Annotated in this window: 24 protein-coding genes, 3 tRNA genes and 1 pseudogene; 21 read left to right on the forward strand and 7 right to left on the reverse strand. The window is 53.4% G+C overall.

The annotated features are described in order from the left end of the window. Positions 1-629, forward strand: a pseudogene (locus ACNAU7_RS09905) (hypothetical protein); the annotation flags it as partial. A 204-nt stretch (positions 630-833) separates the two neighbouring features. Next, complete coding sequence (locus tag ACNAU7_RS09910) at positions 834-1,676, forward strand: hypothetical protein (protein WP_416302128.1); 843 nt, start codon at positions 834-836, stop codon at positions 1,674-1,676. 368 nt (positions 1,677-2,044) lie between these two features. Here the strand turns inward: ACNAU7_RS09910 and ACNAU7_RS09915 are convergent, their stop codons facing one another. Together ACNAU7_RS09915 and pyk are read right to left on the reverse strand one after the other, a co-directional pair. After that, the gene (locus ACNAU7_RS09915; RefSeq protein ID WP_416302129.1) at positions 2,045-3,442 is read right to left on the reverse strand and encodes an OmpP1/FadL family transporter; all 1,398 of its coding nucleotides are present in this window, start codon (positions 3,440-3,442) and stop codon (positions 2,045-2,047) included. Positions 3,443-3,645: 203 nt separating this feature from the next. Further along, entirely contained in the window at positions 3,646-5,118 is a 1,473-nt protein-coding gene (pyk, locus tag ACNAU7_RS09920) for a pyruvate kinase (RefSeq protein WP_196428932.1), read from the reverse strand. A gap of 237 nt (positions 5,119-5,355) precedes the next feature. On the opposite strand from pyk, the gene ACNAU7_RS09925 reads away from it, so the two are divergent. Beyond that, entirely contained in the window at positions 5,356-5,898 is a 543-nt protein-coding gene (locus ACNAU7_RS09925) for a hypothetical protein (protein WP_416302130.1), read from the forward strand. Between the two features lie 51 nt (positions 5,899-5,949). Here the strand turns inward: ACNAU7_RS09925 and ACNAU7_RS09930 are convergent, their stop codons facing one another. After that, positions 5,950-6,075, reverse strand: coding sequence for a hypothetical protein (locus ACNAU7_RS09930; RefSeq protein WP_269460475.1), 126 nt, complete (start codon positions 6,073-6,075; stop codon positions 5,950-5,952). After that, on the reverse strand, positions 6,072-6,914 hold the full coding sequence (locus ACNAU7_RS09935; RefSeq protein ID WP_416302131.1) for a GNAT family N-acetyltransferase: 843 nt from the start codon (positions 6,912-6,914) through the stop codon (positions 6,072-6,074). The genes ACNAU7_RS09930 and ACNAU7_RS09935 overlap by 4 nt, the downstream gene beginning before the upstream one ends. Positions 6,915-7,149: 235 nt before the next feature. Here ACNAU7_RS09935 and pyrB point away from each other — a divergent pair, with 235 nt between their 5' ends. From pyrB to ACNAU7_RS09950, 3 genes are all read left to right on the forward strand, one after another. Continuing rightward, positions 7,150-8,070 carry an aspartate carbamoyltransferase gene (gene pyrB, locus ACNAU7_RS09940; RefSeq protein WP_002245386.1) on the forward strand — a complete coding sequence of 307 codons (921 nt, stop codon included), beginning with the start codon at positions 7,150-7,152 and terminating at the stop codon, positions 8,068-8,070. A gap of 9 nt (positions 8,071-8,079) precedes the next feature. After that, a complete protein-coding gene (gene pyrI, locus ACNAU7_RS09945) occupies positions 8,080-8,538 on the forward strand; it encodes an aspartate carbamoyltransferase regulatory subunit (protein ID WP_002216215.1) in 459 nt (152 codons plus the stop codon). Positions 8,539-8,602: 64 nt separating this feature from the next. After that, positions 8,603-9,268: a hypothetical protein gene (locus ACNAU7_RS09950; RefSeq protein WP_118811272.1), complete on the forward strand. Its 666-nt coding sequence runs from the start codon at positions 8,603-8,605 to the stop codon at positions 9,266-9,268. A 309-nt stretch (positions 9,269-9,577) separates the two neighbouring features. Here the strand turns inward: ACNAU7_RS09950 and ACNAU7_RS09955 are convergent, their stop codons facing one another. Further along, the gene (locus tag ACNAU7_RS09955) at positions 9,578-10,801 is read right to left on the reverse strand and encodes a LysM peptidoglycan-binding domain-containing protein (protein ID WP_416302132.1); all 1,224 of its coding nucleotides are present in this window, start codon (positions 10,799-10,801) and stop codon (positions 9,578-9,580) included. Positions 10,802-10,985: 184 nt separating this feature from the next. Here ACNAU7_RS09955 and def point away from each other — a divergent pair, with 184 nt between their 5' ends. From def to topA, 9 genes are all read left to right on the forward strand, one after another. Continuing rightward, positions 10,986-11,489 (forward strand): peptide deformylase, encoded by a 504-nt coding sequence (def, locus tag ACNAU7_RS09960; RefSeq protein ID WP_349273129.1) that lies wholly within the window; start codon positions 10,986-10,988, stop codon positions 11,487-11,489. 79 nt (positions 11,490-11,568) lie between these two features. Then, positions 11,569-12,495 carry a methionyl-tRNA formyltransferase gene (gene fmt / locus ACNAU7_RS09965; RefSeq protein WP_416302133.1) on the forward strand — a complete coding sequence of 309 codons (927 nt, stop codon included), beginning with the start codon at positions 11,569-11,571 and terminating at the stop codon, positions 12,493-12,495. 78 nt (positions 12,496-12,573) lie between these two features. Then, positions 12,574-13,833 carry a 16S rRNA (cytosine(967)-C(5))-methyltransferase RsmB gene (rsmB, locus tag ACNAU7_RS09970; RefSeq protein WP_416302140.1) on the forward strand — a complete coding sequence of 420 codons (1,260 nt, stop codon included), beginning with the start codon at positions 12,574-12,576 and terminating at the stop codon, positions 13,831-13,833. After that, positions 13,799-14,398 (forward strand): DUF4390 domain-containing protein, encoded by a 600-nt coding sequence (locus ACNAU7_RS09975; RefSeq protein WP_003707105.1) that lies wholly within the window; start codon positions 13,799-13,801, stop codon positions 14,396-14,398. The genes rsmB and ACNAU7_RS09975 overlap by 35 nt, the downstream gene beginning before the upstream one ends. Then, positions 14,398-16,503, forward strand: coding sequence for an ATP-binding protein (locus ACNAU7_RS09980; RefSeq protein ID WP_416302134.1), 2,106 nt, complete (start codon positions 14,398-14,400; stop codon positions 16,501-16,503). The genes ACNAU7_RS09975 and ACNAU7_RS09980 overlap by 1 nt, the downstream gene beginning before the upstream one ends. A gap of 4 nt (positions 16,504-16,507) precedes the next feature. Then, a complete protein-coding gene (locus ACNAU7_RS09985) occupies positions 16,508-17,785 on the forward strand; it encodes a sigma-54-dependent transcriptional regulator (RefSeq protein WP_416302135.1) in 1,278 nt (425 codons plus the stop codon). A gap of 91 nt (positions 17,786-17,876) precedes the next feature. Then, a complete protein-coding gene (gene dprA / locus ACNAU7_RS09990; RefSeq protein ID WP_416302136.1) occupies positions 17,877-19,070 on the forward strand; it encodes a DNA-processing protein DprA in 1,194 nt (397 codons plus the stop codon). A gap of 22 nt (positions 19,071-19,092) precedes the next feature. After that, complete coding sequence (locus ACNAU7_RS09995) at positions 19,093-19,554, forward strand: DUF494 domain-containing protein (protein WP_416302137.1); 462 nt, start codon at positions 19,093-19,095, stop codon at positions 19,552-19,554. Positions 19,555-19,633: 79 nt separating this feature from the next. Further along, entirely contained in the window at positions 19,634-21,940 is a 2,307-nt protein-coding gene (gene topA / locus ACNAU7_RS10000; protein ID WP_416302138.1) for a type I DNA topoisomerase, read from the forward strand. A gap of 71 nt (positions 21,941-22,011) precedes the next feature. Here topA and ACNAU7_RS10005 read toward each other — a convergent pair whose 3' ends face one another. Both ACNAU7_RS10005 and ACNAU7_RS10010 read right to left on the reverse strand, forming a co-directional pair. Next, positions 22,012-22,707: a hypothetical protein gene (locus tag ACNAU7_RS10005; RefSeq protein ID WP_003679502.1), complete on the reverse strand. Its 696-nt coding sequence runs from the start codon at positions 22,705-22,707 to the stop codon at positions 22,012-22,014. Between the two features lie 86 nt (positions 22,708-22,793). Further along, positions 22,794-23,420: an outer membrane beta-barrel protein gene (locus tag ACNAU7_RS10010; protein WP_039863552.1), complete on the reverse strand. Its 627-nt coding sequence runs from the start codon at positions 23,418-23,420 to the stop codon at positions 22,794-22,796. A 208-nt stretch (positions 23,421-23,628) separates the two neighbouring features. On the opposite strand from ACNAU7_RS10010, the gene ACNAU7_RS10015 reads away from it, so the two are divergent. The 6 genes from ACNAU7_RS10015 (at position 23,629) to ACNAU7_RS10040 (ending at position 25,416) form a co-directional block, all read left to right on the forward strand. Continuing rightward, positions 23,629-24,006 carry a helix-turn-helix domain-containing protein gene (locus ACNAU7_RS10015; protein WP_003679508.1) on the forward strand — a complete coding sequence of 126 codons (378 nt, stop codon included), beginning with the start codon at positions 23,629-23,631 and terminating at the stop codon, positions 24,004-24,006. Between the two features lie 97 nt (positions 24,007-24,103). Then, the gene (gene rsmD / locus ACNAU7_RS10020) at positions 24,104-24,673 is read left to right on the forward strand and encodes a 16S rRNA (guanine(966)-N(2))-methyltransferase RsmD (protein ID WP_416302139.1); all 570 of its coding nucleotides are present in this window, start codon (positions 24,104-24,106) and stop codon (positions 24,671-24,673) included. A gap of 122 nt (positions 24,674-24,795) precedes the next feature. Then, positions 24,796-25,047 carry a YfhL family 4Fe-4S dicluster ferredoxin gene (locus ACNAU7_RS10025; RefSeq protein WP_002215364.1) on the forward strand — a complete coding sequence of 84 codons (252 nt, stop codon included), beginning with the start codon at positions 24,796-24,798 and terminating at the stop codon, positions 25,045-25,047. A 97-nt stretch (positions 25,048-25,144) separates the two neighbouring features. Then, positions 25,145-25,228: transfer RNA gene (locus ACNAU7_RS10030), tRNA-Tyr, on the forward strand. Between the two features lie 30 nt (positions 25,229-25,258). Further along, positions 25,259-25,332 (forward strand) — tRNA-Gly (locus ACNAU7_RS10035). 9 nt (positions 25,333-25,341) lie between these two features. Further along, a tRNA-Thr gene (locus ACNAU7_RS10040) sits at positions 25,342-25,416 on the forward strand. Positions 25,417-25,457: the final 41 nt, after the last annotated feature.

A 25,457-nucleotide genomic window follows, 5' to 3' on the forward strand; every position in this document is an offset into this window, starting at 1 on the left:
GCTTCAGACTCAATCAAATCCTTCCCGAACTCGACTGCCATTGGCAGGAAAATCTGACAGAAATCTTCAAAACACTTTCTCCCGAAGCCGGTCAGGCCGCCTGTACGCAAATCCTTTCCCGAAAAGGCATAGGCTATAACGAAGCCGACGGTTCTTTCACTTACCTTCCCAAAAAACGCATTTCGTTTTCTTCTTTGGCAACGGATATTCCCATTCCCGACCTCAAACGGCTGGCGGGGCATATCGCGGAACGCCTGAATGTATTGGCGCAATGCGAATCGCCGGTTTATATTGCCGACATTCTCGAAAGCGTGCTGTCCGTTATCAAAAACGTCGATACCGGAGGCAAGCGCGCACGGGAAAATTTCAAACAAATTTTGGAAACCGAATTTATTTACGCCGCTGCTGCAGTATTGAAAAACAAAACCAAATGGGAAATCCCCGAAAATACCCGCAATCTCGATTCGGACATCATCTGTACCTATATCTGCGAAGTGTTCCTAAAATCGCACCTGCTCGGCAACAGTTTTCCGATGATGCGCCCGCGCGAAGTGAAGCAGATGCCCGAACCGGTGTTTGACAAAGTATTGTTTGCCGAACAGCGCGCCCGCCAGTTGGAAGTTATCTGAACGTCAAAATACATCTTCGCCATCGCGCCTTATTACACCGACGATATTCCGTTTTCCCTGCGCCGCTTCCTGTCGGAAGACAAACTTTATACCAGCTACAACCGCTATTACACCGCCATCCATATCCCCGTCCGCAACATCACTCAGAATGATGCCCTGCGTTTTGCCAACGGTTTGAAACAGATTCTTTCCCTACAATCCGGTGTGAGCTGGGAAATTATCGATATGATGGACAGGATAGAGGAAAACTACGACAAAAAAGCCCTGCCGCTGTTGTTTTCGCCGTTCCCCGCGCAAGTCGAACGCACGCAGGCGATTGCCGCCAGATTGGACCAATTCGAGCGGTTGTTGGGCGACACCGTCCTCGATCCGTTCTACTATTGCCTGACGCGTATGGCGAAGGGCGAGGAAGATTTGAAATATATTTATATCGCCTTCCGCCAGTCTTTCGGCGGCATCTTCAATTCGTTTGAAAACTTCCGCCTGCTGCCCGCGCTGTGGATGAGCAGGGATGTGGAAAATATGTCTGACCGCATGAACGCCTATATTTCCGCAATGGAAGACCGCCGCCGCGAGATATTGTCCATTCGGCAGGGAAAGCCTGAAGAAGAATTTTCCCGCAAGATGGTCGTCTGCCTGACCGACTTGGAAAATTGTCTGGAAAAACACCTCGAACAGTTCGGGCCGGTATCGGAAAGTATCGAAGCCTGTACCGCCAAACTGCAGGAGCAACCGTCGTTCTTCAACAGGCTGATGAAAACCAACGACAAGCTCAACAGGCAGATTGACGTGTTGCAGAAACAGTCGGCAGCCATCCACAACGAAGCCTATATCGAAATGAACACGCTGCTTTACCGCCACCGCGAAGTGGTTTCCGTCCACAACCGCAAGGCGGATTATGCGGAAAAGGGCAAAGAGCGGATTGCGCTGTTCCCACGCGGCTTGAACGGCATCACCAAGCTGCCCGCCGCCGTTTTGCTGCCCGAGCGTTCCGATTGTTTTGATATGAAGGCAGTTTGGCAAATGTTTAATAGAATACCGAGGTAGGCATATCGGCTGCCGGATAAAAATGCCGTCTGAAACGGAAGCGTTCAGACGGCATTGTTGCAGTGGAATATAGTGGATTAACAAAAATCAGGACAAGGCGACGAAGCCGCAGACAGTACAAATAAGTACGGAACCGATTCACTTGGTGCTTCAGCACCTTAGAGAATCGTTCTCTTTGAGCTAAGGCGAGGCAACGCCGTACCGGTTTTTGTTAATCCACTATATATCAAAAATGCACCCCGTCATTCCTGTCTGTACGGGGATGGTGGCGGTGTTTTCCTGCTTCGTTTTCAATCGAGCCTAAAACAATGCCGTCTGAAACGGAAATCTGTTTCAGACGGCATTTCTACAATCAAACGGCGGGCTGTTTATTTGAATTTATAGGTGTATTGCAGGCCGATGATGTCGGCGTGGTTTTTGAAACGTGCGGAAGACGTGCCTTTGCTGTCCACATCGTTGCCGCTTGCCTTCGCCGTGCGGTAGGTGGTGTCGTTGATGTGGATGTGGGTGTAGGCGGCATCGACGACGTGGTTTTTGCCGATATGGTATTTCATACCGGCGGAGAACCAGATGCGGTTGCCGTCGGGCAGGCTGTTCATACGGTAGTCGGCGTTGCGGACGGGCGATTTGTCAAAAGCGATGCCGGCGCGCAGTTGCAGCGGTTCGCTGATTTGATAAGAACCGCCGAATCCGACTTTGTAGGTGTTGCGCCAGTTGGGGGTGATGGTGGTGCGGTCGGATTTTTTGCCCATACCGATGGTTTTTTCTTTTTCAAAAACCAGTTCCGCCTTATTGAAGCGGCTGTGGCGCGTCCAAGTTACGTCGCCGAACAGGTTGGCTTTGTCGGACACTTTGTACATACCGTGTACGGACAAAGACTCCGGCGTAACGATTTTGACGCTGGCTTTTTCATTCGCCGTGTAGCCGAGCGGTGCGAGTTTGTTTGCCGTCCACTGTTGTTTCGCCGCTGTGTCGTCTGCCGCCCATTCGGCATCGCCTTTGAGCGTGTGTGAAACTTTGGAACGGTAGTTCACGCCCACGCGCGCGCGGTCGTTGATGTCCCACATCCACGCCAGTTGGTAGCCGAAGCCCCAATCGCTGCCTTTGACATCGGCGTGTCCGTCGGCTTTGATTTGAGCAGCGGCAGTAGGATTAGAAGGTGTTGCTGTTAGTGCTTTCGCTTTTTGCTGGATACCCCAGTCGGCATATTTACGCAGTTCGGCGGAAGTATGTTGGGCAATAATACCTGCGCCGAAGGAATGGCGGTCGTTGAGTTTCCACGCAACTACCGGCTCGATGGCGATGGTGGTCAAACCCAGTTTGTTAATGTTGTAGCGCAATACGGAATCTTTTTCGTATTCTGTTGCAGAGCCGAAAGGAACGTACACGCCCAAGCCCAAAGTGACATCGTCGTTGGCTTTGTATGCACCATAGACGTGCGGAGCAACGGTGGTTTTGGTGATTTTGCCGCTTTTCGAACCTTGGACGGGAATGCCGGTAAAGTCGGTGGCAGAATCCGCTTCATAACGAATGCTTGGAAATACGATATTGGCGTTGACGGAAATTTGGCTGCTGTCGAGTTTGGTCAGGCCGGCAGGGTTGTAGAAGATGGTCGATGCGTCAGCGGCTTCTGCGGCGGCGGCATTCGCCGTGCTTTGCGCGTTGACCGACTGTGTGCCGAAGTGGTAGCCGGATGCGTGGACGGATGCGGCGGCAAAGGCAGTGCCGAGCAGCAGGACGGTTTTTTTCAGTGTGGAAGGGGTCATTTCAGTTTCCGTAAAAAATTGCAGACAAATAAAAAAGGCAGTCGGAAATGCCTTGTTTCGCTTTAGTATAGGTACTCGATTTTATCCGATGTTGCCGGATTTGCACAATTTTTTCAGTTTGCCCGAACCGCCGCGCTGCCGCAAAAAATGCCGTCTGAAGCCTCGGGCATCGGCTTCAGACGGCATTTTCCACTCAGGGCGGATTATTTGACGCGCAGCACTTCCAGCGTATTGGTTGAGCCGGATTCGCGCATTTGCGAGCCGCTGGTGATGATGTACTGGTCGCCGGAATGCAGGATGTTGTGTTCCACCAGCATGGTTTCGACTTCGTTCAACGCCGTGTCGTGGTCGGTGCTGGTTGCCAAAATCAGCGGGCGCACGCCGCGGTACATCGCCATACGGCGTTGGGCGGAAACGCTCGGGGTCAGCGCGAAAATTGGCAGGGTGATGTTGTGGCGGCTGATTTCAAAGGCGGTCGAGCCGCTTTCGGTCAGGGCGACAATCGCTTTGGCGTGAACCGCGCGCGCCACGCTGACCGCACCGCCGGCAACCGCCAGGTTGGTGCTGACCACTTCGGGATACTCGACCTGTTCGGCAACGCCGTTGAGCGAATCCTGCTCTTTTTCCGCAGCCGCGCAGATAATCGCCATTTGGCTGACGGTTTCAAACGGATACGCGCCGACGGCGGTTTCGGCGGAACACATCACCGCATCGGTACCGTCCAATACCGCGTTTGCCACATCGCTGACTTCCGCGCGGGTCGGCACGGGGTTGGTAATCATCGATTCCATCATTTGCGTCGCCGTAATGCTGAAGCGGCGCAACTCGCGGGCGCGGCGGATCATCCGTTTTTGCAGGGCGGGGACGGCGGCGTGTCCGACTTCGACCGCCAAGTCGCCGCGCGCAACCATAATGCCGTCGCCGGCAAGGATGATTTCGTCCAAGTTTTCAATCGCTTCCACGCGTTCGATTTTGGAAACCAAACCGGGGCGCACGGCAGTGCTGCCCTTCATTTCTTCTTCGACTTTGGCGCGCGCGATGTGCAAATCTTCGGCAGATTTCACAAAGCTGATGGCGAGGTAGTCGCAACCGATGGCAATCGCGGTTTTCAGGTCGCGGAAGTCTTTTTCGGTCAACGCGCCTGCGGACAGACCGCCGCCGCGTTTGTTGATGCCTTTGTTGCTTTTCAGGACGTGGCTGTTTTCCACCCTTGTGATAATCCTGCTGCCTTCGACGGATTCCACAGTCAGGGTCAGCAGGCCGTCGTCCAGCCACAATACGTCGCCTGCGGCAACGTCGTCGGGCAGGTCGCGGTAGTCCAAACCGACCGCTTCGCGCGTGCCTTCGCCTTCGAGCGCGGCATCCAGTACCAGCGTTTCGCCTTTGTTTAATTCGATGCCGCCGCCGGCGATTTTGCCCACACGGATTTTCGGCCCTTGCAGGTCGGCAATGATGGCGATTTCCTGTCCGGCGCGTTTTGCCGCCTCGCGCACGATGCGGGCGTTTTCCTGATGGAATTCGGGCGTGCCGTGGCTGAAGTTGAAGCGGACGACGTTCAGGCCGCCGACGCGGATCATATCTTCCAACAGTTCGACGTTGTTGCTGCCCGGCCCAAGGGTGGCGACGATTTTGGTGTTGTGGCTGATGCGGGTCAGATCGCGGCTTGTCTGGTTCATATGAAAGTCCTTTCGGTCTCAATCGGGTGTTTTGCGGTGTTTTGTTACAAAATTACAGAAATTTGGAACCGGTTTGATGTCTATTCAATGAGCGCGGCGGAATATTCTGTAAAAATATGATTTAAATTAATGGTTTGATATTTTACTTGCAAACCACCTTTTTTGGTGCAAAATTACACGGTTTTATGACTTAGGCTAAATTTATTTTTTGTTCGGCGGCTTGCGCGGTCGGGTAAAATGAAAGTTTTGAACGGTTGGTCGGATAGGAAGATGTGGCGGGTTTTAAGTGCTTTGCCGATAGGCGTGGTGTTTTTTGATTTGATCTACGGTTTTGTGTTGAACGTGTTGCAGGGTTTGGATTTGCAGCGTGCCGTGCCGGATTCGGAAGGCGTGTTGGCGGTTACGCCCGATATTGCGTTCAACAGTTTGCAGATTGTCGCCAACGGCGGTATGGCGGCGGTGGTCTGTTTCGGGTTGGCGGTTGTGTTTTTGCTCAACCGTTCGGTTCGGCGGCGGCAGGTCTTGGAAATCGGGGTGTTCCGGATGTTGGGGCTGGTGGCGGTGTTGGCATTCAGCGCGCCTTCGCTGTGGGAGTGGGCGAACGCGCTGCCGCTGCTGCTGAAGGGCGCGGACGTGGTCAATACGGGGAATGCGCGTTATGTGCTGACGGCTTTGTGTATGCCCTTTCCGGCGGTGTCGTGCGTCATCGGGCTGGTAGGGCGGTTCAGGCTTCAGACGGCATCGGGCAGGGCGGCAAAGGCAGGCAACGTTGAAAAATAGAATGCATATTGTGAAATGCCGTCTGAAGCATCGGGGTTCAGACGGCATTTTTTAACGGCTGTGTCGGGTTTCGATACCGGTTTTGATTTCGCCGTAAATCCGGCTGCCGCCTTGTCCGGAAAAGGTGGTGCAGGCGGCAAGGGGCAACAGGGTGCAGATGAGGAGGAGTGTTTTCATTTGGGGTCGCAACGGAAGTGGTAGGCGCAGATTTCAAAACCGTTTTTGAAATACAGGCGGTGCGCGTCGGCACGGTCGTGGTTGACGTGGACGTTGAGGTGGATTTTGGTTACCCCTGTTTCCGCGCCGATTTTGCGGACTTCTTCCAAAAGGCGCGAGGCATAACCTTTGCGGCGGCTTTGCGGCAGGGTAACGATGTCGTCGATGTGGATGTGGCGGCCGCCGGCGAGGGTGCAGGCTTCGCGGAAGCCGCAGACGGCGACGGCGTTGTGTTTGCCTTCTTCAAAAATGCCCAGCAGGCGGTAGCCTTGGGGGCGTTGGACTTTGTTGATCTGTTCGGTAAAGCGGTTGATGTCGGTCAGGGCGGAACGCAAAACGCTCAAGGCTGCAAAGGCGGTGGCGGTGTCGTCCGCGCCGATTTCGCGCAAAACGTAGGATGCGCCCGAGACGGTCTGTTCCTGTGTTTTCTCGGCGGCGTGTTTTTCTTCGATTGCCTGTGCCAGCAGGACGCGTTCGTTGGCAGGGTCGTTTTGTCCGCCCTGTTCGCGTTCTTCGAGCAGGGCTTTGCAGTCGATGACGCGCAGGTCGTTGTCGGCGGCAAAGTCCATCAGGAAGCGGAACATCTGCGGATTGTCGGTTTCCAGTTTTTTATCGACGGCGACGCAGCGGATGTTGTCCACCAGCATGGGGCGCACCCATTTCGAGTAGGAAAGCCTGTTGTCTTTGGTAAACGAGGACAGAATGCCGCACAGGCGTTCCGCCCAGTCGCTGGGGCGGAAAATCTTGCCGGAACTCGTTGTGCCGTGGATGACGACTTCGTAGGGGTTGCAGACTAACATGGCGGCTTCCTGAAAAGAAATGTCTGGCGCGATTATACCTTATGCTTATGCGGGCGTGTTTGGATATGCCGTCTGAAAAGTACGGGATTCGTGCGGTAAAACTTTGCGGCGGCAAATGTGCGATAATACGCGCCGTATTGCCGCTTTTGCGAAGCTGTTCCGCAAACATACGGGCGGCGTGGACGTATAACCGGATACCCGCCTGACGCGGGTTTTTTACGGAAGGGGGGCAAAAATGCCTAATCCGCTTTACAGACAGCACATCATCTCCATTTCGGATTTGTCGCGCGAACAGTTGGAATGCCTGCTTCAGACGGCATTGAAGCTGAAGGCGCATCCGCGCGGCGATTTGTTGGAAGGGAAACTTATCGGTTCGTGCTTCTTTGAACCGTCCACGCGTACGCGCCTGTCGTTTGAAACGGCGGTGCAGCGGCTGGGCGGCAAAGTTATCGGTTTCTCGGACGGCGCGAATACCAGTGCCAAAAAAGGCGAGACGCTTGCCGATACCGCCCGCATCATTTCCGGCTACACCGACGCAATCATCCAACGCCACCCCAAAGACGGCGCGGCGCGCGTGGCGGCGGAGTTTTCGCGCGTCCCCGTCATCAACGCCGGCGACGGCACGAACCAGCATCCCAGCCAGACCTTGTTGGATCTGGTAACGATTTATGAAACGCAGGGGCGTTTGGACAAGCTCAAAATCGCAATGGCGGGCGACTTGAAATACGGGCGCACCGTGCATTCGCTTTGTCAGGCGTTGAAACGTTGGAATTGTGAATTTGCCTTTGTTTCGCCGCCCAGCCTAGCCATGCCCGACTATATTACCGAAGAGTTGGACGAAGCTGGTTGCCGATACCGTATCCTCGGCAGTTTGGAAGAAGCGGCGGAATGGGCAGATATCCTGTATATGACCCGTGTTCAGCGCGAGCGTTTCGACGAACAGGAATTTGCCAAAATCCAAGGCAAATTCAACCTCGACGCATCCATGCTTGCCCGCGCCAAACCGAACCTGCGCGTGCTGCACCCCCTGCCGCGCGTGGACGAAATCCATCCCGATGTCGATGCTACGCCGCATGCCTATTATTTCGAGCAGGCAACCAACGGCGTTTATGCGCGTATGGCGATATTGTCGCTGGTGTTGAACGAAGAAGTGTGAGGAACCGATATGGAAACCCCGAAACTCAGTGTCGAAGCCATTGAAAAAGGTACGGTTATCGACCATATTCCCGCCGGCAGGGGGCTGACCATCCTGCGCCAGTTCAAACTTTTGCACTACGGCAACGCAGTAACCGTGGGCTTCAACCTGCCCAGCAAAACCCAAGGCAGCAAAGACATCATCAAAATCAAAGGCGTGTGCTTGGACGACAAAGCCGCCGACCGCCTCGCCCTGTTCGCCCCCGAAGCGGTGGTCAATACCATCGACAATTTCAAGGTCGTGCAGAAGCGGCATTTGAACCTGCCCGACGAAATCGCCGAAGTGTTCCGCTGTCCGAACACGAATTGCGCCGGCCATGGCGAGCCGGTCAAAAGCCGGTTTTATGTTAAAAAACACAACGGGCAGACGCGGCTGAAATGCCACTACTGCGAAAAAACCTACAGCCGGGATTCGGTGGCGGAAGCCTGACGGATTCCCTTAAACCGAGTGGGCGGCATTTCGTCTGCCGCCTGTTTTGCCAATCTGAAATGGAATGATGATGCACGCTTCTGTCCAAAGCCGTTTCGCACCGATACTTTATGTTTTGATTTTCTTTGCCGGTTTTTTGACTGCGCAAATCTGGTTCAATCAGAAAGCCTATACTGAAGAGCTGCCTCCGCTTCTGTCCGCATTGTCCGCCGTCGCGCTGGTGTGGCTGGCGTGGGCGTTCGTGTCGGCGCGTTCAAAGGCTAAGGCGGAAAAGTTCTACCGCGAAAAAATGATACAGAACGAAAGCATACACCCCGTCCTGCACGCTTCTTTGCAACACTTGGAACACAAGCCGCAAATGCTCGCCCTGCTGGTCAGAAATCACGGCAAAGGGATGGCGGAACAGGTCAGGTTCAAGGCAGAAGTGCTGCCTGACGATGAAGACGCGCGCACGATTGCCGCCGAGTTGGCAAAAATGGATATGTTCGCATTAGGCACGGACGCGGTCGCCTCGGGCGAAACCTACGGGCGCGTGTTCGCCGATATTTTCGAGTTGTCGGCGGCTTTGGAAGGGCGCGCGTTCAAAGGGATGCTGAAACTGACGGCGGAATATAAAAACATCTTCGGCGATGCCTGCCGTTCGGAAACGGCGTTGGATTTGGGCGCGCTCAATCAGGCGTTGAGGGAAATTTCAAAAATGCCGGAAAAGCCTAAGCGGATATTTTATTGAAGGTGTCCCGATGTATGGGGCGCGCACCGGCGGCGCGGCGGCTTTTTCCGGCAACAATGCCGTCTGAAGGCTTCAGACGGCATTTTTTCAGGGCGCGGCGGCAAAGCGGCAAGATTGGGTTTGGATACCCGGCCGCTTCCGGCTGTCTGCAAGGGCAAGCCGCTGATTTCCGTTCGGACGGAAACCGGTTCTATCGGATAAAAGGCATTTTGTCCGGCTAAATCAGGGTTTTGCATCAACGGGATATGAAAACGCAGTCTAAATAAAAAATGCCGTCTGAAGCCTTCAGACGGCATTGTTGCCGAGGGGTTATTGGAAAGGGTCGGAATCGACGCGGGCGCGGCCCTGATCCGGCATATTGTCCAAATCCCGTCCCGGATTGGCGGCGGTGTCGCCTACGGAAATATCGGAGATGTTTTCCAGAATGATGGCGTAAGCCAAGTTCGGAGCAGTGTGGTAAACCATTGCCAAACCCACTTCTTCGGCGGGTGTCGAAATCAGTTCGACGGTATCCCTGCTTTTGGGTTCTTCCGCCAAATTGTTGGAGAGGTTGACCTGCAGCGTTTTCTTGCGTTTGTAGAGGCTTATTACCGCGCCTTTGTCCAATCCGTCCGCCTCGCCTTTGTCTATCGTAATGGTTTTGAACTGTCCGCCGACCCCGGCACCTTCAAACACGGAAACGATTTTCGCCTGAACCGGGCGGGACGGTTCGTGCGGCATCATATTGAAGCGGTCGGTGTCTTCCGGCATTTTCATCAGGTAGTCGCCCTGCTGTATTTCGGAAATGGCGGTTTCGACCACCAGCGGCTGTATCGAATGGGTACGCAGCGGGGTAATCAGAGGATGGGTGCGGCTGTAGTATTCGTTGTCTTTCAACCGTTCTTCAGCCTGCTTGGAGCGTTGTTCGAGGGCGGAGTCGGTATAGTCGAGGGAGCGTACGATGCCGCTGAATGCGACTTCTTGTCCGAGGAATCTGCCCGTATCCGGATCGGTGATGTTTTTATTGATGCGGTAGGTCAGGTAGCGGCCCGGTTCTTTCAGGCCTTTGGTGTAAACCCGGGTGCCTTTGGTGTACAGCAGCCTGCCTTCCGGACCCGAAACCAGGCGCGGCGCGGCAGCGGTTTCTTTGCGGGAAACGATTTGCGGGTGCTGCATAAAGATGCGGTAGAAGTTGACATTGACGGCAGGGATGCCGTATCCGGACACTTCCTTATCCGGACTCATTTTGACAACCGGGATGTTGTCTGTCTGTTCCAGGCTGAGGCGCGGTTCGCCGTTAACGTAGCGCAACACCAAAACCTGACCCGGATAAATCAGGTTGGGATTGTGGATTTGGCTGCGGTTCGCACCCCACAGGCGGCCCCATTGCCACGGGCTGTACAGGTATTTGCCCGAAATGCCCCACAGGGTGTCGCCCTGTTTGACCGTGTAGCGTTGCGGCGCGTTCGGGCGCACCTTCAGATTTGCCGCCAAAGTTTGTGTTGAGAATGCCATACCTGCCGCGCAGAGCAGGGTTATAATACGACGTTGCATAACCGTTCCCCTTATCTGATAAATTTCGGTTTGTCTTGCCTGATTGGGTTGGAAAAAGCGGCGGCGGTCTTTTCGGGACGTGCCGCGTGATAATAAATGTTTCGCATTTTAACATCGAATTATCCGCACCATCACGGTAATTATGAAAAACAGGCGGCGTATCCGCCGAAGGAAAGAGAAAATTATGGCTTTACTGAATATCCTCCAATATCCCGACGAGCGTCTGCACACGGTGGCAAAGCCTGTCGAACAAGTCGACGAGCGCGTCCGAAAGCTGGTTGCCGATATGTTTGAAACGATGTACGAGGCGCGCGGCATCGGGCTGGCGGCGACGCAGGTCGATGTGCACGAGCGCGTGGTCGTGATGGATTTGACCGAAGACCGCAGCGAACCGCGCGTGTTCATCAACCCCGTCATCGTTGAAAAAGACGGCGAAACCACTTACGAAGAGGGCTGCCTGTCCGTGCCGGGCATTTACGACACCGTAACCCGAGCCGAACGCGTCAAGGTCGAGGCTTTGAACGAAAAAGGCGAAAAGTTCACGCTGGAGGCGGACGGTTTGCTGGCGATTTGCGTGCAGCACGAGTTGGACCACCTGATGGGCATTGTGTTTGTCGAACGTCTGTCGCAGCTCAAGCAGAGCCGGATTAAGACCAAGTTGAAAAAACGTCAGAAACATACGATTTGACCTGTTTTGCCATGCCGTCTGAACGCTGCGGCGTTTTCAGACGGCATCGCGACACACCCCGCGCACATTAGGACACGATATGAAAGTCATCTTCGCCGGAACGCCCGATTTTGCCGCCGCCGCCTTAAAAGCCATTGCCGCCGCCGGTTTTGAAATCCCGCTGGTGCTGACCCAGCCCGACCGTCCGAAAGGGCGCGGTATGCAACTGACTGCCCCGCCCGTCAAACAAGCCGCGCTGGAACTCGGTTTGCGCGTCGAACAGCCCGAAAAGCTGCGCAACAACGCCGAAGCCCTGCAAATGCTCAAAGAGGTCGAGGCGGACGTAATGGTGGTTGCCGCCTACGGTTTGATTCTGCCGCAGGAAGTGTTGGATACGCCGAAACACGGCTGCCTCAACATCCACGCTTCGTTGCTGCCCCGTTGGCGCGGCGCGGCGCCGATTCAGCGCGCGATTGAGGCCGGCGATGCCGAAACCGGCGTGTGCATTATGCGGATGGATGCCGGTTTGGACACCGGCGGCGTGGTCAGCGAACACCGCTACGCCATCCAACCTACCGATACCGCCAACGAAGTCCACGACGCGCTGATGGAAATCGGTGCGGCGGCGGTTGTTGCCGATTTGCAACAGCTTCAAAGCAAAGGCCGTCTGAACGCGGTCAAACAGCCCGAAGAAGGTGTTACTTACGCCCAAAAACTAAGCAAAGAAGAAGCGCGTATCGATTGGAGCGAAAGCGCGGCGGTTATCGAACGCAAAATCCGCGCTTTCAACCCCGTGCCTGCCGCGTGGGTCAAATATCAGGGCAAGCCGATGAAAATCCGGCGGGCGGAAGTGGTGGCGCAACAAGGCACGGCAGGCGAAGTGTTGTCCTGTTCGGCGGACGGTTTGGTCGTTGCCTGCGGCGAAAACGCGCTGAAGATTACCGAATTGCAGCCCGCCGGCGGCAGGCGTATGAATATCGCGGCGTTTGCGGCGGGACGGCATATCGAAGCAGGGACGAAGCTGTAAATCCCTTCAGACGGCATCTTGAACCGCAAACGGGAATACCGTCTGAAACCATCAGTTGAAGAAAGCGAATCACATAGTATGAGTATGGCACTTGCCCAAAAACTTGCCGCCGACAGCATTGCGGCGGTTGCCGAAGGACGCAACCTTCAGGACGTGTTGGCGCAAATCCGCACCGCGCATCCCGACCTTACGGCGCAGGAAAACGGCGCGTTGCAGGACATCGCCTACGGTTGCCAGCGTTATTTGGGCAGTTTGAAACATATGCTCGCGCAGATGCTGAAAAAGCCGATTAACAATCCGCAGCTCGAAAGCCTGCTTTTGGCGGCGTTGTACCAACTGCATTACACGCGCAACGCGCCCCATGCCGTGGTCAATGAGGCGGTGGAAAGCATCGCGAAAATCGGGCGCGGGCAGTACCGTTCGTTTGCCAACGCGATTTTGCGCCGCTTTTTGCGCGAACGCGACAAGCTTGTGGCTTCCTGCAAAAAAGACGATGTGGCGAAACACAACCTACCGCTGTGGTGGGTGGCTTACTTGAAAAACCATTATCCGAAACACTGGCACAACATCGCCGCCGCGCTGCAATCGCATCCGCCGATGACGTTGCGCGTCAACCGCCGACACGGCAATGCCGAAAGCTATTTGGAAAAACTGGCTGCGGAAGGTATCGCGGCTAAGGCGTTGGACGAATATGCGGTTACGTTGGAAGAAGCCGTGCCGGTAAACCGTCTGCCCGGTTTTTCAGACGGCATTGTTTCGGTACAGGACTTCGGCGCGCAGCAGGCGGCGTATCTTCTTAACCCGAAAGACGGCGAACGGATTTTGGACGCGTGCGCCGCGCCAGGCGGCAAGACGGGGCATATCTTGGAATTGGCGGATTGCCACGTTACCGCCTTGGACATTGATGCAGGCCGTCTGAAGCGTGTGGAGGACAATATCGCCCGTTTGGGCTTTCAGACGGCATCGGCGGCGTGTGCCGATGCGCGGGATTTGGCGGCGTGGTATGATGGAAAGCCTTTCGACGCAATCCTTGCCGACGTGCCGTGCACCGCTTCCGGCGTGGCGCGGCGCAATCCCGACGTGAAATGGCTGCGCCGTCCGACCGACGCGCTCAAAACCGCCCGCCAGCAGGAAGCCCTGCTGGACGCACTTTGGCAGACGCTGAAACAGGGCGGCAGAATGCTGCTTGCCACCTGTTCCGTGTTCGTCGAAGAAAACGACGGGCAATTGCAAAAATTCCTCAGCCGCCATAACGATGCCGAACCGATCGAATCGCGGGTGCTTTTACCGAACAAACACCAAGATGGCTTTTATTACGCGCTTATTCAAAAGCATTAAACAATGGCTTGTGCTGCTGCCGCTGCTTTCCGTTTTGCCGGACGCGGCGGCGGAGGGCATTGCCGCGACCCGCGCCGAAGCGAGGATAACCGACGGCGGACGGCTTTCCATCAGCAGCCGCTTCCAAACCGAGCTGCCCGACCAGCTCCAACAGGCGTTGCGCAGGGGCGTGCCGCTCAACTTTACCTTAAGCTGGCAGCTTTCTGCCCCGACAATCGCTTCTTATCGGTTTAAATTGGGGCAACTGATTGGCGATGACGACAATATTGACTACAAACTGAGTTTCCATCCGCTGACCAACCGCTACCGCGTTACCGTCGGCGCGTTTTCGACAGACTACGATACTTTGGGTGCGGCATTGCGTGCGACCGGCGCGGTTGCCAACTGGAAAGTCCTGAACAAAGGCGCGTTGTCCGGTGCGGAAGCAGGGGAAACCAAGGCGGAAATCCGCCTGCTGCTGTCCACTTCAAAACTGCCCAAGCCTTTTCAAATCAACGCATTGACTTCTCAAAACTGGCATTTGGATTCGGGTTGGAAACCTCTAAACATCATCGGGAACAAATAATGCGCCGTTTTCTACTGATCGCAGCCATATGCGCCGTCGTCCTGTTGTACGGACTGACGGCGGCAACCGGCAGCACCAGTTCGCTGGCGGATTATTTCTGGTGGATAGTCGCATTCAGCGCAATGTTGCTGCTGGTACTGTCCGCCGTTTTGGCACGTTATGTCATATTGCTGTTGAAAGACAGGCGCGACGGCGTATTCGGTTCGCAGATTGCCAAACGCCTTTCCGGGATGTTCACGCTGGTCGCCGTATTGCCCGGCGTGTTTCTGTTCGGCGTTTCCGCACAGTTCATCAACGGTACGATTAATTCGTGGTTCGGCAACGACACCCACGAAGCCCTCGAACGCAGCCTCAATTTGAGCAAGTCCGCATTGAATCTGGCGGCAGACAACGCCCTCGGCAACGCCGTCCCCGTGCAGATAGACCTCATCGGCGCGGCTTCCCTGCCCGGGGATATGGGCAGGGTGCTGGAACATTACGCCGGCAGCTTTACCCAGTTGTCCCTGTACAATGCCGCAAGCGGCAAAATCGAAAAAAGCATCAACCCGCACAAGCTCGATCAGCCGTTTCCGGATAAGGCGCGTTGGGAAAAAATCCAACAGGCGGGATCGGTCAGGGATTTGGAAAGCATAGGCGGCGTACTGTACGCGCAGGGTTGGCTGTCGGCGGGTACGCACAACGGGCGCGATTACGCCTTGTTTTTCCGCCAGCCGATTCCCAACGACGTGGCAAAGGATGCCGTCCTGATTGAAAAGGCAAGGGCGAAATATGCCGAGTTGAGTTACAGCAAAAAAGGTTTGCAGACCTTTTTCCTGGCAACCCTGCTGATTGCCTCGCTGCTGTCGATTTTTCTTGCACTGGTCATGGCATTGTATTTTGCCCGCCGTTTCGTCGAACCCGTCCTATCGCTTGCCGAGGGGGCGAAGGCGGTGGCGCAAGGCGATTTCAGCCAAACCCGTCCTGTTTTACGCAATGATGAGTTCGGGCGTTTGACCAAACTGTTCAACCATATGACCGAGCAGCTTTCCATCGCCAAAGAAGCAGACGAGCGCAACAGGAGGCGCGAAGAAGCCGCCAGACATTATCTCGAATGCGTGCTGGAGGGGCTGACCACGGGCGTGGTGGTGTTTGACGAACAAGGCCGTCTGAAAACCTTTAACAAAGCGGCGGAACAGATTTTGGGTTTGTCGCTCGTGCCGTTGTGGGGCAGCAGCCGGCACGGTTGGCACGGCGTTTCGGCGCAGCAGTCCCTGCTTGCCGAAGTGTTTGCCGCCATCGGCGCGGCGGCAGGTACGGACAAACCGGTCCAAGTGGAATATGCCGCGCCGGACGATGCCAAAATCCTGCTGGGCAAGGCGACGGTATTGCCCGAAGACAACGGCAACGGCGTGGTGATGGTGATTGACGACATCACCGTATTGATACACGCGCAAAAAGAAGCGGCGTGGGGCGAAGTGGCCAAACGTCTGGCACACGAAATCCGCAATCCGCTCACGCCCATCCAGCTTTCCGCCGAACGGCTGGCGTGGAAATTGGACGGGAAACTGGATGAGCAGGATGCGCAAATCCTGACGCGTTCGACCGAAACCATCGTCAAACAGGTGGCGGCATTGAAGGAAATGGTCGAAGCATTCCGCAATTATGCGCGCGCGCCGTCGCTCAAATTGGAAAATCAGGATTTGAACGCCTTAATCGGCGATGTTTTGGCTCTGTACGAAGCCGGTCCGTGCCGGTTTGCGGCGGAGCTTGCCGGAGAACCGCTGATGGTGGCGGCTGATACGACCGCCATGCGGCAGGTGCTGCACAATATTTTCAAAAATGCCGCCGAAGCGGCAGAGGAAGCCGATATGCCCGAAGTCAGGGTAAAATCGGAAGCGGGGCAGGACGGACGGATTGTCCTGACGGTTTGCGACAACGGCAAAGGCTTTAGCAAAGAAATGCTGCACAATGCCTTCGAGCCGTATGTAACGGACAAACCGGCGGGAACGGGATTGGGACTGCCCGTAGTGAAAAAAATCATTGAAGAACACGGCGGCCGCATCAGTTTGAGCAATCAGGATGCGGGCGGCGCGTGTGTCAGAATCATCTTGCCAAAAACGGTATAAATTTATGCGTAGCAGCGATATTTTAATTGTAGACGACGAAATCGGCATCCGCGACCTGCTGTCGGAAATCCTGCAGGACGAAGGTTATTCGGTCGCATTGGCGGAAAATGCCGAAGAGGCGCGCAAGCTGCGCCATCAGGCGCGCCCGGCGATGGTGCTGCTGGATATTTGGATGCCCGATTGCGACGGTATTACCCTTTTGAAGGAGTGGTCGAAAAACGGGCAGCTCAATATGCCGGTGGTGATGATGAGCGGGCACGCCAGCATCGATACCGCCGTGGAAGCGACCAAAATCGGTGCGCTCGACTTTTTGGAAAAACCGATTTCCCTGCAAAAACTGCTGTCTGCGGTCGAAAACGCGTTGAAGCACGGCGCGGCGCAAATCGAAACGGGACCGGTGTTCGACAAGCTGGGCAACAGTGCCGCGATTCAGGAGATGAACCGCGAAGTCGAAGCGGCGGCAAAGCGCACGTCCCCTGTATTTTTGACGGGCGAAGCAGGTTCGCCGTTTGAAACCGTGGCGCGCTATTTCCATAAAAACGGTACGCCGTGGGTCAGTCCGGCAAGGGTCGAATATCTGATTGATATGCCGACGGAACTGTTGCAGAAAGCTGAAGGCGGTGTTTTATATGTGGGCGATATTGCCCAATACAGCCGCAACATCCAAGCCGGCATTGCCTTTATTGTCGGCAAGGCGGAACACCGCCGCGTCAGGGTGGTCGCATCGGGCAGCAGGGCGGCAGGTTCAGACGGCATTGCCTGCGAGGAAAAGCTGGCGGAACTGCTGTCGGAGTCGGTCGTCCGCATTCCGCCGCTGCGTATGCAGCATGAAGACATTCCCTTCCTGATACAGGGGATTGCCTGCAACGTGGCGGAAAGCCAAAAGATTGCGCCCGCCTCATTCAGTGAAGATGCGCTTGCCGTGCTGACCCGTTATGAATGGCCGGGAAATTTCGACCAACTGCAAAGCGTCGTAGCAACGCTGCTGTTGGAGGCGGACGGACAGGAAATCGGTGCAGGGGCGGTTTCTTCCCTTTTGGGGCAGAATGTGCCTGCCGAGGGAGCGGAAGATATGGTGGGCGGGTTTAATTTCAACCTGCCGCTGCGCGAATTGAGGGAAGAATTGGAGCGGCGTTATTTCGAGTACCACATTGCCCAAGAAGGTCAGAATATGAGCAAAGTGGCGCAGAAAGTCGGTTTGGAACGTACCCACCTCTACCGCAAGCTCAAGCAGCTCGGCATCGGTATTTCCCGCCGTGCAGGTGAAAAAACCGAAGAATAGGTGCAAACCGCCGGTTTTCAGATTGCAGGGCTTCCGTTTTCAGACGGCATTTGGAGCAAATGCCGTCTGAAATCATAAGGGGACAGATTTCATGACAGAGAACGAACGTTTCGCATGGTTGCAGCTGGCTTTTACGCCCTATATCGGTGCGGAAAGTTTCTTGCTGCTGCTGCACCATTTCGGCAGTGCGCAAAATGCCCTGTCCGCACCGGCGGAACAGGTGGCGACACTGATACGGCATAAACAGGCGCTTGCGGCTTGGCGCGGCGGCGACAAACGTACTGCGGCACGGCAGGACGCCGAAGCGGCATTGGAATGGGAAATGAGGGACGGATGCCGTCTGATGCTGCTGCGGGATGATGATTTTCCTGAAATGCTGACTCAGGGTATAACCGCGCCGCCGGTTTTGTTTTTGCGCGGCAACGTGCAACTGCTGCACAAACTTTCCGCCGCCATCGTCGGCAGCCGTCATGCCACGCCGCAGGCAATGCGGATTGCCAAAGATTTCGGCAAGTCGTTGGGCGGGCAAAATATCCCCGTTGTGTCAGGTATGGCTTCCGGTATCGATACTGCCGCCCATCAGGGCGCACTGGAGGCAGAAGGCGGCACCATCGCCGTGTGGGGGACGGGTATAGACCGCATTTACCCGCCGTCCAATAAAAACCTTGCTTATGAAATCGCCGAAAAAGGATTGATTGTCAGCGAGTTTCCCATCGGTACGCGGCCGTATGCCGGCAATTTTCCGCGCCGCAACCGCCTGATTGCCGCCCTGTCGCAAGTAACGCTGGTGGTTGAAGCCGCGTTGGAATCCGGTTCGCTGATTACTGCCAGATTGGCGGCGGAGATGGGGCGCGAAGTGATGGCGGTACCCGGCTCGATAGACAATCCGCACAGTAAAGGCTGCCACAAACTGATTAAAGACGGCGCAAAATTGGTGGAATGCCTGGACGACATCCTTCATGAGTGTCCGCGGCTCTTGCAAAATGAGGGTGCTTCATCATATTCTATAAATAAGGGAATACCTGAAAAGCGCATCACTGCCGTTCAGACGGCATCCGACCCGCCGTTTTCGTCTGACGGCAAAATGTCGTCTGAAAAGACGGAGAAACGACCTGTCGGCGGCGGTATCTTGGACAGGATGGGTTTCGACCCGGTTCATCCCGATGTGCTTGCCGAGCAGTTGGGTACGCCTGCCGCAGACTTATACGCCGAACTGTTGGAATTGGAACTGGACGGCAGCATTGCCGCCATGCCCGGCGGAAGATACCAGCGTATCCGAACCTGAACGCATAATTTAAGGAACATGAATGACCGAAGTCATTGCCTACCTCATCGAACATTTCCAAGATTTCGATACCTGTCCGCCGCCCGAAGATTTGGGTCTGCTGCTCGAAGAAGCGGGTTTCGATACCATGGAAATCGGCAACACCTTGATGATGATGGAAGTACTGCTCAACAGCTCGGAATTTTCAGTCGAACCTGCCGACAGCAGCGCATTACGCGTATACAGCAAAGACGAAACCGACAATCTGCCGCAGGAAGTGATGGGGCTGATGCAGTATCTGATTGAAGAAAAAGCCGTAAGCTGCGAACAGCGGGAAATCATCATTCACGCGCTCATGCACATTCCGGGCGACGAAATTACCATAGATACCGCCAAAGTGCTGACCCTGCTGCTTTTATGGGCAAACAAGAGCGAGCTGCCCGTGTTGGTCGGCGACGAGCTGATGAGCGCACTCTTGCTCGATAACAAACCTACTATGAACTGAAACAGGTTCAGACGGCATTATCCTGCTAACCTGCCGTCTGAAATACCGGAACCGAGACATTTATTACCAGAGGAAACACATGGCGAAAAACCTATTAATCGTCGAATCCCCATCCAAAGCCAAAACCCTGAAAAAATATTTGGGCGGCGATTTTGAAATCCTCGCGTCCTACGGACATGTCCGCGACCTTGTTCCCAAAAGCGGCGCGGTCAATCCGGATCAGGATTTCGCCATGAAATACGAGCTGATAAAACGCAACGCCAAACACGTCGATGCCATCGTCGCCGGAGCCAAAGAAGCTGAAAACATCTACCTCGCAACCGACCCGGATAGGGAAGGCGAAGCCATTTCCTGGCATCTTTTGGAAATCCTCAAATCCAAACGCGGCCTGAAAAACATCAAGCCGCAGCGTGTTGTGTTCCACGAAATCACCAAAAACGCTGTACTCGACGCCGTCGCCAACCCGCGCGAAATCGAAATGGACTTGGTGGATGCGCAACAAGCCCGCCGAGCTTTGGACTATTTGGTCGGTTTCAACCTCTCGCCATTGTTGTGGAAAAAAATCCGCCGCGGTTTGAGCGCGGGCCGTGTGCAAAGTCCCGCCCTGCGTCTGATTTGCGAGCGCGAAAACGAAATCCGCGCGTTTGAAGCGCAGGAATATTGGACGGTACATCTAGACAGCCACAAAGGCCGCAGCAAGTTCACCGCCAAGCTCGCCCAATACAACGGCGCGAAACTCGAACAATTCGACCTGCCGGACGAAGCCGCGCAAGCCGATGTATTGAAAGAACTCGAAGGCAAAGAGGCAGTCGTTACCGCCATCGAAAAGAAAAAGCGCAGCCGCAATCCCGCCGCGCCGTTTACCACATCCACCATGCAGCAGGATGCCGTGCGCAAACTCGGCTTCACCACCGACCGCACCATGCGTACCGCCCAGCAGCTTTATGAAGGTATAGACGTAGGGCAGGGCGCCATCGGTCTGATTACCTATATGCGTACCGACAGCGTGAATTTGGCCGATGAAGCGTTAACCGAAATCCGCCATTACATCGAAAACAAAATCGGCAAAGAATATCTGCCGAGTGCCGCCAAACAATACAAAACCAAATCCAAAAACGCCCAAGAAGCGCACGAAGCCATCCGTCCGACTTCCGTGTACCGCACGCCCGAAAGCGTCAAACCCTTCTTGAGCGCAGACCAGTTCAAACTCTATCAAATGATTTGGCAGCGCACCGTCGCGTGTCAGATGACGCCAGCTAAATTCGACCAAACCACCGTCGATATTACCGTCGGCAAAGGCGTATTCCGCGTAACCGGACAAGTGCAAACCTTCGCAGGCTTCCTCAGCGTTTACGAAGAAAGCAGCGACGACGAAGAAGGCGAAGACAGCAAAAAACTGCCCGAAATGAGCGAAGGCGACAAACTGCCTGTGGACAAACTCTACGGCGAACAACACTTTACCACTCCGCCGCCGCGATACAATGAAGCGACGCTGGTTAAAGCCCTTGAAGAATACGGCATCGGCCGCCCCTCGACCTACGCCAGCATCATCTCCACGCTCAAAGACCGCGAATACGTTACCCTTGAGCAAAAACGCTTCATGCCTACCGACACAGGCGACATCGTCAATAAATTCCTGACCGAGCACTTCGCCCAATATGTCGATTACCACTTCACCGCCAAACTCGAAGACCAGCTTGACGAAATCGCCGGCGGCAAACGCCAATGGATTCCTGTGATGGACAAATTCTGGAAACCGTTCATCAAGCAAGTGGAAGAAAAAGAGGGCATCGAACGTGCCAAATTTACCACGCAGGAACTCGACGAAACCTGCCCCAAATGCGGCGAACACAAACTGCAAATCAAGTTCGGCAAAATGGGTCGTTTCGTCGCCTGCGCCGGCTATCCTGAGTGCAGTTACACGCGTAACGTCAATGAAACTGCTGAAGAAGCCGCCGAGCGCATCGCCAAAGCCGAAGCCGAACAGGCGGAACTTGACGGGCGCGAATGTCCCAAATGCGGCGGACAGCTGGTGTACAAATACAGCCGCACCGGCAGTAAATTCATCGGCTGTGCCAATTACCCCAAATGCAAACACGTTGAACCGTTGGAAAAACCGAAAGACACCGGCGTCCAATGCCCGCAATGCAAAAAAGGCAACCTCGTCGAGCGCAAATCCCGCTACGGCAAACTGTTTTACAGTTGCAGTACCTATCCCGACTGCAACTACGCCACCTGGAACCCGCCCGTCGCCGAAGAATGCCCGAACTGCCATTGGCCGGTTTTAACTATCAAAACCACCAAACGCTGGGGTGTGGAAAAAGTCTGTCCGCAAAAAGAATGTGGCTGGAAAGAACAAATCGAACCGCCTGCACCGAAAGAGTGAAGCGGTTGGGATTGAGATGAAAGAAAATGCCGTCTGAAAGGGGTTTTAGACGGCATTTTCTTTCGGGAAAATTAGAATTTAAATTGGAAAGTTCCAATATCTGTTTCAACAACAGCTTCTATTGGCGAGCAGGTAGTTTTCCATATGCTTGAGTGCCCAAACCTCAAAAAGACAGGGTCTATGGTGCTTAAAATTCTAGATAGCACGCCGAATCTATGTTCTTTTATTATGATGCAGTTTCCTCTGTTGATAGTCATATTTTGCAGGAGGATGCCATCATATTTTGATTGAATTTCAATATATTTTCCTCCGTTCGTTGTTTCCCAAGTTTTCACGGCAATAGGGACTTTTTTGACGGGTTTGTTTTTGATACTCCGCAAACGTGCATTCTCTTTTTCTATTGCTTTTTCCTTTTCCTGTTGAATTTTTTCTTCTTTATTTTTCTTAATTTCAATCAAATTAGCTTCAAGAGAGCAGGAAATTGCCGTATCTCCTACCCATTTTTTGGGTATAAATTTTTCTAGGGTCGAAGGATACTCTAAGTCCCATTTTATGCTCGAATTAAACGGACATCGTAAATTTCTTTCGGATACATATCGTTGTTTTGTATTTAAACATTGCTGCGATATGTTAAGTCCGCTTTTTAGTGTATAGTATTTTTCAAGTTGTCCACAGGCGGAGATAACGTCTTGGCTTTGCGTAGTATAATGTACGCAACCGGCTAACAAAACAGCAGACACAGAAATAGGCAGTATTGCATTCTTCATATAAAACCTTTTAATACAGAATATAGCAGAGAAGGGGCAAAATGCCCCTTTGAAGTATCGGTTAAATAAGGTTGTGCGGTAAAAAATCAGTCAAACGAATATTTCAAGCCCAAGCCGAAAGTTGCACCGCGTACCTTCCCAATTTTCTCTTCATGGGTTTCTGCAACACCACCATGATGCGAACACGAACCTTTTCCTTGACTTGGACTGTTCCAGCCATCTCGACAGGTCGAGCCACCGCTGAGTTCCCACCCAAATTTATAGCCTGCGTTTGCTGCAACTGTAAGTTTGGAATTGGCTTTGATACCTGCTTCAAGGCCAAAAGGAAAGGTAATATGGGATACGCTGTCAGATACGGCATTTGCTTTAACTGTTGTGTATGCGAAGCCTATTCCTGCTTTTCCGCTTAAATAAGCAGATTTTCCTTCAATAATTGGATATTTGTAACCGCCCTCCAGTTCGGTCATTTTGATTTTGCCGTTGACCATGCTTTCAGTAACTTTACCTGTGCTGTATTGGGTGCGGACATACCATCCTTTAGCAGGAGATGAATCAGAGTTGCCCAAGTATTCCAAGCTGATGCCACGTAAATCCGCCTTGGAATTGACTTCTGGGGCTTTTGCGTTCCAACCGGTGTAGTCTATGCTTAAATTGGCTGAATAAGAAGTTAATGCGGTCAAGCTTAAAATTGCAAGCAAGATAAATTTTTTCATGTTTACCTCATAATAATTTATTGGAATGCTCATCCCTTTCTAGGGATGAGCGTGTAATCTGCAACAACATTGCAAGACGATGTACATGCGTGTATACATATGTAATGTTTTGCAAGTTAATGTTATTCAAAAAGAGAGTTGCCTGCCAGTCAGCTAAAGTTTAAAATCTATCTCAATAATTCAACCACCTATACAGAAAGTTCAGTCCATGGAAACCCACGAAAAAATCCGCCTGATGCGCGAATTGAACAAATGGTCGCAGGAGGATATGGCGGAAAAGCTGGCGATGTCGGCAGGCGGGTATGCCAAAATCGAACGGGGCGAAACGCAGTTGAATATCCCGCGTTTGGAGCAGTTGGCGCAGATTTTCAAAATCGATATGTGGGATTTGCTCAAATCTGGCGGCGGCGGGATGGTGTTGCAGATTAATGAAGGAGATAGTGGTGGCGATATTGCGTTGTATGCGTCGGGTGATGTTTCGATGAAAATAGAATTTTTAAAAATGGAATTGAAACACTGCAAAGAAATGTTGGAACAAAAAGACAAAGAAATCGAGCTGCTCCGCAAGCTGACCGAAACCGTTTAAACAGATTAAACAGATATGCCGTCTGAAAAAAGTTTTCAGACGGCATATTCTTTGACAGGTCTTGTATAATACCGTTTGAACTTTCAGGTTTTTGATTATGGCGGCAGGCAAACATACCAAACACAGCAACCAGGTACGCATTATCGGCGGGCAATGTCGGGGCAGGAAATTGAGTTTTGCATCCGCCGACGGTCTGCGTCCGACACCCGACAGTGTGCGTGAAAAGCTGTTTAACTGGCTGGGACAGGATTTGACGGGCAAAACGGTTTTGGATCTCTTCGGAGGTAGCGGCGCACTCGGTATGGAGGCGGCTTCGCGTAATGCAAAATGGGTCGTGATTGCAGACAACAACCGTCAAACGGTACAAACCCTTGAGAAAAACAGCCGCGAATTGGGTTTGATGCAAATACAGACCGTCTTTTCAGACGGCATCGCATATTTGAAGACCGTATCCGAACAGTTTGATGTCGTCTTTCTCGACCCGCCGTTTACATGGCAGGACTGGCAAATTCTGTTTGATGTTTTAAAGCTGCGCCTGAACCCCGGGGCATTCGTCTATCTTGAGGCGGGTAGGCTGCCGGATATCCCCGATTGGCTGACGGAATATAGAGAGGGGAAATCGGGGCAGAGTACATTCGAGTTAAGAGTTTTCCAAGTGGCTGAATAATATGCGCTTTGATAATCATTTCCGAGTTGTAAACATTCGTTTGCAACCGTCCGGTTCAAAAAAACCTTGTGCTATAATCCGCGCCCGACCGGTTTTGATAATTTAGTGTAAAAGGAAAAGAAATGTCGCTTTTTATTACCGACGAGTGCATCAACTGCGACGTATGCGAACCCGAATGCCCCAATGATGCCATCTCGCAAGGCGAGGAAATTTACGAAATCAACCCCAACCTCTGCACGCAGTGCGTCGGACACTACGATGAACCGCAGTGCCAGCAGGTTTGTCCGGTTGATTGCATTTTGATTGACGAAGAACATCCCGAAACCCATGACGAGTTGATGGCGAAATACGAAAAGATTATCCAGTTTAAATAAATTCTTCTTTAAAACATCAAATTATGTCTGTTTTGAAATAAAATCAAAAAAAAACTTGACGGAAAAGCAAGCCGCTAATAAACTAGCGTTCTCTTTTGGAGGGATTCCCGAGCGGCCAAAGGGGGCAGACTGTAAATCTGTTGCGAAAGCTTCGAAGGTTCGAATCCTTCTCCCTCCACCAAAATTCTTACTTGGGGCAGTAGCGAGTAATGCGGGTGTAGCTCAATGGTAGAGCAGAAGCCTTCCAAGCTTACGGTGAGGGTTCGATTCCCTTCACCCGCTCCAAACAATTAGGCCCATGTAGCTCAGGGGTAGAGCACTCCCTTGGTAAGGGAGAGGTCGGCAGTTCAAATCTGCCCATGGGCACCATCTGATCCAACCATCCTTTTTTAAAAGCTTATAGGAAATTG

It is taken from the genome of Neisseria sp. LACPHL-SPEC-2024-00856 (assembly GCF_047915665.1).
GTDB classification, from domain to species: Bacteria; Pseudomonadota; Gammaproteobacteria; order Burkholderiales; family Neisseriaceae; genus Neisseria; species Neisseria polysaccharea.